The 12,341-nt window shown below is 70.8% G+C and carries 15 protein-coding genes; 9 read left to right on the top strand and 6 right to left on the bottom strand.

Features of this window, described 5'->3' with window-relative positions:
- Nucleotides 1-132: 132 nt before the first annotated feature.
- Nucleotides 133-525 (bottom strand): VOC family protein, encoded by a 393-nt coding sequence (locus tag RBJ65_RS17875; RefSeq protein WP_306324290.1) that lies wholly within the window; start codon nucleotides 523-525, stop codon nucleotides 133-135.
- 78 nt (nucleotides 526-603) lie between these two features.
- On the opposite strand from RBJ65_RS17875, the gene RBJ65_RS17870 reads away from it, so the two are divergent.
- A complete protein-coding gene (locus RBJ65_RS17870) occupies nucleotides 604-1,137 on the top strand; it encodes a GNAT family N-acetyltransferase (RefSeq protein ID WP_306324291.1) in 534 nt (177 codons plus the stop codon).
- Nucleotides 1,138-1,144: 7 nt separating this feature from the next.
- Here the strand turns inward: RBJ65_RS17870 and RBJ65_RS17865 are convergent, their stop codons facing one another.
- The 4 genes from RBJ65_RS17865 to RBJ65_RS17850 all read right to left on the bottom strand — a co-directional run bounded on the left by RBJ65_RS17865 (nucleotide 1,145) and on the right by RBJ65_RS17850 (nucleotide 3,299).
- The gene (locus tag RBJ65_RS17865) at nucleotides 1,145-1,828 is read right to left on the bottom strand and encodes a glycerophosphodiester phosphodiesterase family protein (protein ID WP_306324292.1); all 684 of its coding nucleotides are present in this window, start codon (nucleotides 1,826-1,828) and stop codon (nucleotides 1,145-1,147) included.
- A gap of 63 nt (nucleotides 1,829-1,891) precedes the next feature.
- Nucleotides 1,892-2,017: a hypothetical protein gene (locus RBJ65_RS17860; RefSeq protein ID WP_306324293.1), complete on the bottom strand. Its 126-nt coding sequence runs from the start codon at nucleotides 2,015-2,017 to the stop codon at nucleotides 1,892-1,894.
- A 78-nt stretch (nucleotides 2,018-2,095) separates the two neighbouring features.
- Nucleotides 2,096-2,698 carry a PadR family transcriptional regulator gene (locus RBJ65_RS17855; protein WP_306324294.1) on the bottom strand — a complete coding sequence of 201 codons (603 nt, stop codon included), beginning with the start codon at nucleotides 2,696-2,698 and terminating at the stop codon, nucleotides 2,096-2,098.
- Nucleotides 2,699-2,765: 67 nt separating this feature from the next.
- The gene (locus RBJ65_RS17850) at nucleotides 2,766-3,299 is read right to left on the bottom strand and encodes an FABP family protein (RefSeq protein ID WP_306324295.1); all 534 of its coding nucleotides are present in this window, start codon (nucleotides 3,297-3,299) and stop codon (nucleotides 2,766-2,768) included.
- Nucleotides 3,300-3,749: 450 nt separating this feature from the next.
- Here RBJ65_RS17850 and RBJ65_RS17845 point away from each other — a divergent pair, with 450 nt between their 5' ends.
- The 6 genes from RBJ65_RS17845 (at nucleotide 3,750) to RBJ65_RS17820 (ending at nucleotide 10,130) form a co-directional block, all read left to right on the top strand.
- On the top strand, nucleotides 3,750-4,871 hold the full coding sequence (locus tag RBJ65_RS17845; protein WP_306324296.1) for an LLM class flavin-dependent oxidoreductase: 1,122 nt from the start codon (nucleotides 3,750-3,752) through the stop codon (nucleotides 4,869-4,871).
- Nucleotides 4,872-5,013: 142 nt separating this feature from the next.
- Complete coding sequence (locus tag RBJ65_RS17840) at nucleotides 5,014-6,018, top strand: alpha/beta hydrolase (RefSeq protein WP_306324297.1); 1,005 nt, start codon at nucleotides 5,014-5,016, stop codon at nucleotides 6,016-6,018.
- Between the two features lie 81 nt (nucleotides 6,019-6,099).
- Entirely contained in the window at nucleotides 6,100-7,509 is a 1,410-nt protein-coding gene (locus tag RBJ65_RS17835; RefSeq protein WP_306324298.1) for a DUF6421 family protein, read from the top strand.
- A gap of 50 nt (nucleotides 7,510-7,559) precedes the next feature.
- Complete coding sequence (locus tag RBJ65_RS17830; protein ID WP_306324303.1) at nucleotides 7,560-8,321, top strand: SDR family oxidoreductase; 762 nt, start codon at nucleotides 7,560-7,562, stop codon at nucleotides 8,319-8,321.
- Entirely contained in the window at nucleotides 8,318-9,400 is a 1,083-nt protein-coding gene (locus tag RBJ65_RS17825; RefSeq protein WP_306324299.1) for a low specificity L-threonine aldolase, read from the top strand. Before RBJ65_RS17830 ends, RBJ65_RS17825 begins: the two co-directional genes overlap by 4 nt.
- A 94-nt stretch (nucleotides 9,401-9,494) precedes the next feature.
- Nucleotides 9,495-10,130 carry a transglutaminase domain-containing protein gene (locus RBJ65_RS17820; protein ID WP_306324300.1) on the top strand — a complete coding sequence of 212 codons (636 nt, stop codon included), beginning with the start codon at nucleotides 9,495-9,497 and terminating at the stop codon, nucleotides 10,128-10,130.
- Here RBJ65_RS17820 and RBJ65_RS17815 read toward each other — a convergent pair.
- Nucleotides 10,108-10,836 carry a 1-acyl-sn-glycerol-3-phosphate acyltransferase gene (locus RBJ65_RS17815; protein WP_306324301.1) on the bottom strand — a complete coding sequence of 243 codons (729 nt, stop codon included), beginning with the start codon at nucleotides 10,834-10,836 and terminating at the stop codon, nucleotides 10,108-10,110. The two genes, RBJ65_RS17820 and RBJ65_RS17815, sit on opposite strands and share 23 nt — an antisense overlap.
- 186 nt (nucleotides 10,837-11,022) lie before the next feature.
- On the opposite strand from RBJ65_RS17815, the gene RBJ65_RS17810 reads away from it, so the two are divergent.
- Nucleotides 11,023-11,343: a thioredoxin family protein gene (locus tag RBJ65_RS17810; protein WP_306324302.1), complete on the top strand. Its 321-nt coding sequence runs from the start codon at nucleotides 11,023-11,025 to the stop codon at nucleotides 11,341-11,343.
- Nucleotides 11,344-11,570: 227 nt separating this feature from the next.
- Entirely contained in the window at nucleotides 11,571-12,089 is a 519-nt protein-coding gene (locus RBJ65_RS17805; RefSeq protein ID WP_306324304.1) for a flavin reductase family protein, read from the top strand.
- Nucleotides 12,090-12,341: the final 252 nt, after the last annotated feature.

Here is a 12,341-nt window from a genome sequence, read left to right as displayed (position 1 = left end):
CGCACGCTCACTTCAGGCAAATCAAGCCCCTGCGGCGATTGAGCAGCGGGGGCCGGGGCAGCGCCCCGCGACGCCGACCACGGGAGGCCGCACCCCCACTCCTAGCCCGTTCGAGCGAGGAACCACTCCCGGTCAAACCCCCGCCCGGTACCGGATCGGATGATCCTCCGGCACCTCCACCAGCACAATCTCGTGCCCATCCGGATCCACGACCCACATCTCGACCAGCCCCCACGCCTCCCGCACCGGCTCACGGACCACCGTGACACCCCGCTCGACCAGTTCCGCTCCCGCGGCCCGCACATCCGCCACCTGAAGCCACAGCTTCAGACTCGGCACCGGCGGCTCCGCAGCCCGCCCCGCCACTTCCAGAAACCCGCCGCCCAGGAAGTACACGGTGCCGCGCTCGGGCCCCGTCCCGAACTCCCGGTACACCGCGAGGCCCAGCGCCTCCCCGTAGAACGCCCGCGAACGCTCGGGATCGGTCGGCCGGATCAGAACCCTGCTGCTCAATACGTGAACCATGCCGCCGCAGCGTAGTCCGCCCGCGTTAACCTCGACGGCGCCCGCACCCCATCGCCGTACGACATCGGAGAGCCGCCCATGACCACCGTCGACCTCGCCTTCCGTGACGCCACCCCCGAGGACGTCGACGTGCTCGTCGCGCTCGTCGAGTCGGCCTACCGAGGCGACTCCAGCCGGGCCGGCTGGACCACTGAGGCCGACATCCTGGAAGGTCAGCGCACCGACCCGCAGGGCGTGCTCGACGTCATCGAGGCCCCCGACAGCCGGCTCCTCGTCGTGGAGCGGGACGGCGCGGTCGTCGCCTGCTGCCAGCTGGAGCACCGCGGTGACCACGCCTACTTCGGCATGTTCGCCGTCAGCCCGGCCCTCCAGGGCGCGGGACTCGGCAAGACGATCATCGCGGAGGCGGAGCGCAGGGCGCGCGGGACGTGGGGCGTCGACGCGATGCACATGACGGTGATCGACGCCCGCGAGGACCTCATCGCCTGGTACGAGCGGCGCGGCTACCGCCGTACGGGAGAGTTCAGCCCCTTCCCGTACGGCGACGAGCGCTTCGGCATTCCGCAGCGCGACGACCTCAAGTTCGAACTACTGGTGAAGCCGCTTCAGTGAGTCGTGGTCAAGCGGTGAAGCGCCCCGTGCGCTTGATCTCCGGATAGTCAGTCGTCGCCCCGTCGAGCCCGAGCGCCCGCACAAGGCGCAGATCGTCCTGCGTGTTCACGACCCAGCCGATGATCCGCAGGTCGGCCTTGCGGGCGTGCTCGACGATCTCCTGCGTGAGCCGCCGGATGTTCAGCACCAGCGTCGTGGCGCCTGCCGTGACGGCCCGCTCGACGACGCCGGTGCCGTAGCGGCTGGCGACGAGCGCCGTCCGTACGCCGGGCACGAGCCGGGCGATCTCGGTGATCGCCTCGTCGTGGAACGAGATCACCTCGACCCGGTGCACCAGATCGCGGCGCAGCATCACGTCCGCGAGCGCCCGCGCCGCCGCCGTGTCCTTGATCTCCGCGTGCAGCGGGGAGCCGACCGCGTCGAGGACCTCCTCGAAGACCGGCACCCGCTCGCCGCGCCCGGCGTCGAGGGCGCGGATCTCGGCGAGGGTCTTCTCGGCGATGGGGCCGTGCCCGTCCGTGGTGCGGTCGACGTCGGCGTCGTGCATGACGACGAGGGCGCCGTCCTTGCTCAGGTGCAGGTCGAGCTCGATGACGTCGAGTCCCCCGCGCTCGGCGGCGACGAAGGACCGAAGGGTGTTCTCGGGTTCGACACCCATGGCTCCGCGATGCCCGATGGTGAGGAAGTTCAAGGTCGTCTCGCTTCCGTCGACTGCGGCTCGGTGCTGCCGCGCGTACGCGACAGAACACGCAGCCTAACGGCCCGGCTCCACGATGGAACCGCCCCTGTCGGAAGGTCCGGAAGTCTGGGTTCTGGCGCCCACCACGCCGAGGAGCAGTCCGGTGACGAGGGCGGCGAGGAGGACGGCACGGGTACTCATGGCGGATGCGCTTCCGGGCGGTACGGGCGGGGGCTGCGGCCCGTCCTACCGGGTCGGTCACCTCGGGCGCGAGCCCGCTCACCCGGTCGTGGGCGCGTCCCCGCCGGCGTTGACCTCGGGGGTGGCGGGCAGCGCGTCCAGGTCCGCCAACATGCCCCGCGCCAGCTCCACTTCGGCCACCAGGTGCCGCTCGCTCCAGCGCAGCGCGATCTGCGGATGCGCCCACGCCTCGACGCCTTCCGCCCGCGCGAGAGCGTCCCGCACCTCCTTCAACTCGCCCTCGGTGCGCGCCACATGCTCCTCGACGAGGGTGCGCAGCCGGTCAGGGGCGGCGAGATGGCCCAGCCACACGCGCAGCAGCACCGGGTGCCGCAGCGACACGGCGGCCGTGTCCCGGTCGCCCGCCGCCCACGCGGAGAGCGCGTCCCTGCCCTCCCGCGTGATGGCGTACGTGCGCTTGGTGCGCGGCTCCTCGGGGCCCGAGCGCCGCGACGTGGCGTAGCCGATCCGTTCGAGGCGGCGCAGCTCCGCGTAGATCTGACTGAACGCGGGGGACCCGTAGAAGAAGCGCAACGAAGCGTCGGCCCACTTCTTCAGTTCGTACCCGGTCCGTTCGCCGGGCGGGAAGGACAGCAGGCCGAGCACGGCCCAGGCGGTCGGCGGCAGCTGCGTGGTCGGCATGGCTCCGCATTGAAGTCAGCGGAGGTCATGGGCGCAAGAGGCCCGCACCGGCCGCCGCCACTACGGGTCACACGTCCTTGCGGCGGCGCAGGCGCGCCGAGAGGTGGTGCTGGAGCGGTTGGCCGACCGCCGCGAGGTCGTGCGTGAACGTGATCGCGTCCGGGTCGGTGAAGGCGTAGTGGCGGCGCGTGGCGTCGACCTCTTTCGCCGTGGGGGTGAGCGCGACGTCGTGCGCGGCGAGTTCGACGGTGTCCTCGGCCGCCCGCCCGACCATGATCTCCACGATCCCGGTGGGCTGCGTGATCAGCGCCTCGACGCGGCCGTCCGGCTGCATCCGCCACCAGCCGCTCTCCCGCGCGGCGGGCCGCACCGGGGCGTCACCGTCGTCGATCAGCCAGGCCCGCGCCTCGTAGTACAGGAAGGGCCTGCCGTCGTGGCTGAACGTGACCTCCTGCGCGTACGTGAAGTCGCTGTCCAGGGTGGGGTATTCGCCCCGGCCGCGGCCGTGCCAGTGGCCGAGCAGGCCGAGGACGGGCGCGAGCAGCGGGTGCGGATCGGGGGTGCCTTCGTACGGGTACGGCGGCGGGGCGGGGTCGAACACGGGTGGCTCCTGCGGGTCGTCGGGTCGGTCCAGGAAGCCTAGAAGGCCGACGCCGCGAACCGGCTCAGGGCCGCGCCGTGCGGGCGCGAGCAGGGTCCACGCCGCGCGTTCGGACGTCTGCCTCGCGACGCGGTCGGCCTTCGGTTCGTCGTCGAGGCGGGTGTCGAGCCCGAGGTCCCACGCGGCCTCGCCCGCCCACGGCGCCCGTGTGCAGCCCGGTGATCAGGAACAAGTGGCCCGGCACGGTGGCGCCGCACAGCCCGGACCGCTGCCCGGCGAAGCAGTCGTGCAGGTCCGGCGCGGCGTCGGGACCGCTCTCCACGTACGCCTGCCCGTAGTGCACATCGATCTCCCCGGCGACCGGCTTGCGCAGTGACACGCCCCTTCCCTTTTCTGACGGACAGTCATATAGCTATTAGTCATAAGGAACCTCAACTCGCGGGAGCCACAGTGAAGTTCTCCGTCATCTTCGAGGCCCAGCTCGCCGATCCCACCGTCGAGCGCGAGCACCAGTTGCTGCACGACAGTGTCGAACAGGCCGTGCTCGCCGAGGAGATGGGCTTCGACCGGATCTGGGCGGTCGAGCACCACTCCCTCAAGTGGTACGCGCACATGTCCGCGCCGGAGATCTTCCTGACGTGGGTCGCGGCGCGCACCTCGCGCATCCGCGTCGGGCACGGCGTGGTGTGCATGCCGTTCAACTTCAACCACCCCGCGCGCGTGGCCGAGCGCGCCGCGATGCTCGACCTGTTGTCGGGCGGGCGGCTCGACCTCGGGGCAGGGCGCGGCGGCACGACGCAGGAGACGTCCCTGTGCGGCGTCGACAAGGAACGGACGACCCAGGAGGTCGAGGAGGCGCTGCGGATCATCGGGAAGGCGTGGGAGAAGGACGAGCTGGAACACCACGGGCCGCTCCTCGACATCGACCCGCACCCGATCCTGCCCCGCCCCGCCCAGACCCCGCACCCGCCGCTCTTCCTCGCGTGCAGCCGTACGGAGACGCTCCGCCAGGCCGCCGAACTCGGTGTCGGCGCCCTGGTGATGGGCTTCGCGGGCCCGGAGGCGATCGCCGACATGCGCGGCGCCTACGACGCGGCGATCGCGGCCCGCACCCCGGAGCGGCACGTCTCCTCCGTCGTCAACGACCACTTCTCCGTCCTCTGCCCGACCATCGTCCTCGACGACCGCGAGACGGCCCGCAGCATCGGCATCCGCGGCCAGCGCTTCTTCGCCCAGTCCATCGGGCACTGGTACGGCGGCGCGGGCATCCCCGACGAGGCGGTCGTCGAGGGCGCGGACGAGGCCGAGGAGATGCGCCGCGCCGCCGAACAGGTCGTCGCCCAGCTCCACGAACACCACATCCCCGTCCGCCCCACCGCCACCGCCACCTTCAACGCCGACCACGCCTACGGCACCGCCGCCGACGCCATCGCCTACGTGGAACGCCTCCGCGACGCGGGCGCCGACGAGATCATGTGCCTCATCCAGATGGGCACGGTGCCGCAGGAGGCCTGCATGGAGACGCTGCGCCAGTGGGGCGAAAAGGTGATCCCCCACTTCCGCGCCCGGTAGAGCCACCCCGGCCAAATCAAGCCCCGCCGGCGATTGAGGCGCGGGGTCCGGGGCAGAGCCCCGAGACGCCACCCCCGGCCGGCCGCGCGCTCACGCCCCCGCACCCACGCCCCCGCCCCACCCGCTACCCAAGGAGCCGCCCATGCCCCCCGACCCGGTCGACCGCCTCGCGCCCGAGGCCCGCCCGCTCGTCGACGCCATCACCACCGCCTTCCCCGACCTCGGGGGCGCCGTCACCGACGCCACCGAAGCCCGCCGCATCCTCGCCGCGGCGCCCGAGTCCCCGTTCCCCGCGCCCGTGGTCGGCGCCGTCGAGGACCGCGAGATACCCGGCCCGCCGGGCGCACCCGCGATCCCCGTGCGCGTGTACCTCCCGGAGCCGGACACCGCACCGGGCCCGCACCCCGTCGTCGTCTTCTTCCACGGTGGCGGCTGGGTCATCTGCGACCTCGACAGCCACGACCACACCGCCCGCCGCCTGTGCCGAGACGCGGGCGCCGTCGTCGTCTCGGTCGACTACCGGCTCGCCCCCGAGGCCCCCTTCCCGGCCGCCGTCGAGGACGCGTACGCCGCCGTGTGCTGGGTCGCCGACCATGCGCCCGAACTCGGCGCCGACCCGGCCGCGTTGACCGTGGCCGGGGACAGCGCGGGCGGCAACCTCGCCGCCGTCGTCGCGCAGATCGCCCGCGACGAGGACGGCCCGGCCATCGCGCGCCAGGTCCTCGTCTATCCGTCCACCGACGCCCGACAGAAATCCGGCTCCTTCGACGCCAACGCCGAGGGCTACTTCCTCACCGCGGCCCACTGCCTCTGGTTCCGCGAGCAGTACCTCGGCGCGGACGGCGACCCCGCCCACCCCCGCGTATCGCCCCTGCTCGCCGAGAACCTCGCCGGGCTGCCCGCCGCACACATCGTCACCGCCGGCTGCGACCCGCTGTGCGACGAGGGACGGGCGTACGCGAAGGCGCTGCGTGACGCGTCGGTCACGGTCACGCAGGGCCACTTCCCGCGGATGTTCCACGGATTCTTCGGCTTCCCCGAGCTCCTCGAAGACGCCCGCGAGGCCTTGGCCGGCGCGGCAGAGGTGATTGCCTCCGCGGCGTACGACAGGAAAAACGGCGGTGATCAAGGGGGTCGGGCAGGATAATTTCCCGAGGCCCCTCTTGTGGTCGGGAACCTCGCGTGCATACGGTGTTCTTACGCGAGGTTCTCCCGTGGAGGTTGGGACATGACGGAAATTCTTGTGCAGGCTGGCGCGGAGGGGAAGGTTTCTCCGGTCCAGGTGGTCGGAGACAGGGTGGTGGAACACCCGGCCTGGCCCATGCTCAAGGACGCCGTGGAGGAGTTCAGGCCCCTGCAGAGCACGGACGGCTCGATCGACTTCGACGCCGACGGCGCGCCCGCGAAGGCCGACGCCGAGCGGATACTGGGCCGGGTCGTCGCGGCCGTCGAGGAGTTGGCCCCACTGCTGCCGCACGACGCCGCCTACCACGAGGCGTTGGCGCGCGATCTGCGCCGCTGGGCCGACGACGGCTTCCAAGTCCCGGACTTCCTGGACTCGTTGCTCGCCTTCCAGCCCGCAGCGCAGCGCAGGGACGGCCTCCAGCACCTCGTGGTCTTCCCGATGTACACGCAGAACGGCAATCCGGACCGCAATCTGGAAGCCGTCGTCCTGAAGATGGTCTGGCCGGAGTGGCTCGCCGACCTGGAGGCGACCCGCTACGACAACCCGCTGTTCTGCGGCATCACCTTCGAGGACTTCACCTCCGGGTACGACACGAACTCGGCGGTGCTCTTCCCGGAGACGATCGCCGTGCGCGAGGCGCCCGAGCGCTTCTCCTGGGGCGGCATCTTCTGCGACCGCGAGGCGGCCCGCTTCCGCCGCGTCACCGAGGCCGCCGTCGACATCCTCGGCGTCGAACTGCCCGACGACATCGCGGAACTGGTCGCCGACCAGGAGCGCTGCCAGCAGGCGTTCGTGCTGTGGGACATGGTCCACGACCGCACGCACAGCCACGGCGACCTGCCCTTCGACCCCTTCATGATCAAGCAGCGCCAGCCGTTCTGGATGTACGGCCTCGAAGAGCTGCGCTGCGACCTCACCGCCTTCAAGGAGGCCGTGAAGCTGGAGGCCGACGGCGTCCCGCAGGGCCGCGACGTCCAGTACGCGGTCCTCTTCGACCGCATGTTCCGCTTCCCGGTCACCGGCGACCGCGTCAAGAACTACGACGGCCTCGGCGGCCAGCTCCTCTTCGCGTACCTGCACAAGCACGACGTGGTGCGCTGGACCGACAACAAGCTGCACATCGACTGGAAGCGCGCCCCCGAGGTCACCAACCAGCTGTGCGGCGAGATCGAGAAGCTGTACCGCGACGGCATCGACCGCCCGAAGCTGGTGCACTGGTTCGCCGCGTACGAGCTGGTGTCCACGTACCTGTCCCCGCACCCCGGCTCGACCTGGGCCAAGGGCCCCGACGCCCTGGACACCTCGCTGCCGCCGCGCAAGCTCGTGGACGAAGTGCTTCCCGACGAGTTTCCGCTCAGCATGTTTTATGAGGCCCTTTCGAAGAAGCTGAAGAAGGTGATCGCCTCTACGAAGGGCATCACGGCGGAGCGCGCCGAGCAGGTGGCCGCGTGAGCCGGGGCGAACAGCGGGACAGCGAACAGCAGGGCCAGGAGGCGACCGTCATGACCGACACCAACGAAACCAGGGACACGCTGGACGGTGCGGTGATCGCGGTCGCCGGAGCCGCCGGACCGGCGGGCAAGGCCACCCTCAAGCGGCTCGCGGAGGCCGGCGCCACCGTCATCGGCGCCGACGCGGACGCCGAGCGCCTGGTGGCCGCCGTCGACGAGGCGCGGTACGCGCACGGCGGCGCCACCGTCATCGGCGACAACGTCGACCTGCTCGACCTGCACGCCACCCGCGACTGGGCGGGCCGCATCGAGAAGGACTTCGGCCGGATCGACGGGCTCGTGCACCTCGTGGGCGGCTGGCGCGGCGGCGCGAACTTCGCCGACACCGACCTCGCCGACTGGGACCTGCTCGAAAAGCTCCTGATCCGCACGGTGCAGCACACCTCCCTCGCGTTCTACGAGGGCCTGTCCCGCAGCGACCGCGGGCGGTACCTGCTGATCAGCGCCAAGGGCGCCTCCAAGCCCACCGCGGGCAACGCCGCCTACGCCGCCTCCAAGGCCGCCGCCGAGGCGTGGACGCTCGCGCTCGGCGACGCCTTCCGCAAGGCGGGGGGCGACGCAGGACCCCAGCAGGCGGCTGCGATCCTGGTGGTCAAGGCGCTGGTGCACGACGCGATGCGCGCCGAACGCCCCAACGCGAAGTTCGCGGGCTTCACGGACGTCAAGGAGCTGGCCGAGGCCATCACCGGCGTCTGGGAGCGGCCCGCCGCCGAACTGAACGGGACCCGTCTGTGGCTGACCGAGAAGCCGTGAACCCCCTTGGGGAAGAGCGAAAGACCGACGCGCGCCGGCATCACGACCCCGCCTACCAGGGGTTCGCCAGCGACAACTACGCCGGGGGCCACCCCGAGGTGATGGCGGCGCTCGCCCTCGCCAACGGCGGGCACCAGGTCGCGTACGGCGGGGACGAGTACACGGACCACCTCCAGCAGATCATCCGCAGCCACTTCGGCCCCACCGCCGAGGCGTTCCCGGTGTTCAACGGCACGGGCGCCAACGTCGTCGCACTCCAGGCGGTCACCGACCGCTGGGGCGCGGTGATCTGCGCCGAGTCCGCGCACATCCACGTGGACGAAGGCGGCGCCCCGGAGCGGATGGGCGGCCTGAAGCTGCTCACCGTGCCCACGCCGGACGGCAAGCTCACCCCCGAGCTGATCGACCAGCAGGCGTACGGCTGGGACGACGAGCACCGGGCGATGCCGCAGGTCGTCTCGATCACGCAGTCCACCGAACTCGGCACGCTCTACACGCCGCAGGAGATCCGCGCGATCTGCGAGCACGCCCACGAGCGCGGCATGACGGTGCACCTCGACGGCTCCCGGATATCCAACGCCGCCGCGTCCCTCGACGTCCCCATGCGTACGTTCACGAACGCGGTCGGCGTCGACATCCTGTCGCTCGGCGGCACCAAGAACGGCGCCCTGTTCGGCGAGGCCGTCGTCGTCCTCGACCAGGACCGCGTGCGCCACATGAAGCACCTGCGCAAGCTGTCCATGCAGCTGCACTCCAAGATGCGCTTCATCTCGGTGCAGTTGGAGGCCCTGTTCGCCAAGGACCTGTGGCTGCGCAACGCCCGGCACGCCAACGAGATGGCCCAGCGCCTCGCCGAGGGCGCCCGCGCCGTCGACGGCGTCGAGGTCCTCTACCCGGTGCAGGCCAACGGCGTCTTCGCCCGCCTCCCGCACGACGTCTCCGAGCGCCTCATGAAGAAGTACCGCTTCTACTTCTGGGACGAGGCGGCCGGCGACGTCCGCTGGATGTGCGCCTTCGACACCCGCGAGGAGGACGTCGACTCCTTCGTCGCGGCGCTCAAGGAGGAGATGGCGCGGTAGCGGGGCAGCCCCGTAGCTCGTACGAGTGCATGGATATGCGGTCGACCGTAAATGTATTGACCGACGGTCGGCCGCATTCCTATGCTCGGATGTCATGGAGCTGATCCAGCAAAACCCAGATCTGTCCGCGTACTTGGCGGCCGACGACGTCATCGACCATCACCATCCGCTGGTGCGGGAGACGGCGGCCCGCCTCGCGCGGGACGTCACCGATTCATACGCATACGCGCGCGCTGCCTACGAGTTCGTGCGCGACACGATTCCGCACTCCGCGGACAGCGGGGATCCGCGCGTGACGTGGCGGGCGTCCGACGTGCTGGAGAAGGGCACCGGAATCTGCCACGCGAAGGCGCACGCGTTGGCGGCGCTGCTGCGGGCCGAGGACATACCGACCGCGCTCTGCTACCAGCGGCTCACGCACGACGCGGGCACGGGCTGGTGCGTCCACGGGCTGACAGCCGTACGGTTCCACGGCGCCTGGCACCGCCAGGACTGCCGCGGCAACAAACCGGGCGTCGACGCCCAATTCTCCCTGGAGGGGGAGCGGTTGGCGTGGATACCGGACGCCGGGGCCGGTGAGGTGGACTATCCGCAATTGTTCGACGCGCCGCACCCGGCGGTGCTCGACGCGCTGCGCGGCGCGCCCGACCGCCCCCATCTATGGGAGCACCTGCCGGACGCGCTCGCGCTGGACGATCGTTTCGCCGTCAGCTCGCCTCGGCGGCCTTGACCTCTTCCGGGGTCGGAGCCGTGCCACCCAGGTGCGCCGGCATCCACCACGTGTCGTCGGGCCCCTTGGGGCGCACCGGGTAGGCGCGCTGCGCGGCCTCCAGCAGCTCCTGCACGCGACCCTTCAGGCGCCGCGTGATCGCCCCCGCGTACTGGTCGGCCGGCGCCTCAAGGGCCTCGCCGACGCGGACCGTGATCGGGATGTGCTGCCGCTTGAAGTTGCGCGGCCGCCCCTTCGTCCACAGCCGCTGCGTCCCCCACAGCGCCATCGGAACCAGCGGCACCCCGGCCTCCTGCGCCAGGCGCACGGCACCGGTCTTGAAGTTCTTCAGCGTGAAGGACTCCGAGATCGTCGCCTCCGGGAAGACGCCGATCACCTCGCCGGAGCGCAGCGAACGCAGCGCGTGCTGGTACGCGTGCTCGCCCTGGGCGCGGTCCACCGGGATGTGCTTCATGCCGCGCATCAGCGGACCGGAGATCTTGTGCCGGAAGACCGACTCCTTCGCCATGAAGCGGACAAGTCGCTTCTGGGGCAGGGCCGCGAGGCCGTCGAAGATGAAGTCCAGGTAGCTGATGTGGTTGCTGACCAGGACCGCTCCGCCGGTACGCGGAATGTTCTCCGAGCCCTTGCAGTCGATCTTCAGGTCGAGCGCCTTGAACATCGTGAGTGCGGCGCCGATGACCGGACGGTAGACGAGCTCTGCCATGGAGGGGGTGGGCCCTTCAGTAAGTTACGCGGCCGTAGGTTTTCCGGCTTGCGCAGATCGTGCCCCATCAACGGCCGGGTGGCCAGTCCTGGTTCCACGGGCGTACGAGATCCTTGTCACGTGCCGGGAATACGTACAGGGCCCGAAATCGCTGCACAGGAAGCGGCGGAACAAAGGAGGAGCAAGGTGTCCGTGGGTGAACAGGCGTGGAGCGCCGAGCAGTTGGGCGAGAAGCTGGGGGAGCGCGCCACGCTGGTGCAGTTCTCCAGCGCGTTCTGTGCCCCCTGCCGGGCCACCCGCCGCGTCCTCGACGAGGTCGCCGCGATGGTGCCCGGCGTGTCCCACGTGGAGATCGACGCCGAGGCCCGCCTCGATCTCGTACGGGATGCGGGAGTCCTCAAGACGCCGACGGTGCTCGTCCTGGACGCGCACGGCCGCGAGGTGCGCAGGGCGGCCGGGCAGCCGCGCAAGGCGGACGTCATCGCGGCGCTCGGCGCGGCGGTCTGAGGTGCCTGGAGCCGGGGTGCGGAGCTGTCGCGTGACGCATCTCCCAGATGACGGAACGCACTTGACTGCACGCGCCACGTATCGTCAGGGTGACCTTATGCCTTCGGAACTCCTTCTCGTCGAGCGGGTCCACGTGGACCTGGCTCGCTGTTCGAGCGCCCGCTGTCCGCGTGTCTGACGCAGCCGCAGCCCTCTGCTCGAACTCCTCCCGCCAGAAGGACAACTCCATGACGGCCACGCCCGATCTGCGCCCCGCCCAGGCGGCCACCCCCGACCTCCTCCGCTCCGTCTTCCGGCAGCACGCGGCCGGGGTCGCGGTGATCACGGCACCCGGCGCGACCCCCGACGCCGCTCCCGTGGGCTTCACCGCAACCTCCCTCGCTTCGGTCTCCGCGCGACCCCCGGTGATCTCGTTCGGCATCGGCGTCGGCTCCTCGAGCTGGCCGACCGTCGCCGAGGCCGAGCACGTCGGCGTGCACATACTCGGCGAGCACCAGGCCGAGCTCGCCGCGACGTTCGCGAAGAGCGGAGCCGACCGCTTCGGCGCGCCCACCCGCTGGTTCGAGGGCCCCGAGGGCGTGCCGGTCCTCGACGGCGTGCTCGCCTGGCTGGTCTGCAAGGTCATCGCGCGGGTGCCCGCCGGCGACCACCAGATCGTGCTCGCGGAGGCGGTCTGCGGGGACCCGGCGGGCGCCGGTCGTCCGCTGCTCTACCACCAGGGCCGCTTCAACGCGCTGCGCGACTGAGAGTTCCTGTGCCGCACGGTTACACAGGGTTGGCAAGGTCACAGTTCAAAGCGCTTGCTTAGTGGGCATAACCTGGGTGTACTGGCGAGTAACGTTTCGTTCGGGGCGCGGGCCGCCCCGACCGGAAGAGTCCGCACAAGGCGCATATGCTGCCTGCGAGAAGGCGTTTTCAGCCGCAGCAGTACAGCAGGCGTTCGCCAGTACAGCTGGCAGCAAGACAGCCGCCCAGTTTTGAAGACGATTGCAGTAGGA

Source organism: Streptomyces sp. KL109B, assembly GCF_030766935.1.
Classification (GTDB): domain Bacteria; phylum Actinomycetota; class Actinomycetes; order Streptomycetales; family Streptomycetaceae; genus Streptomyces.
Note: the sequence above shows the minus strand (reverse complement) of the source record. Positions and strands in the feature narration are given on the sequence as shown.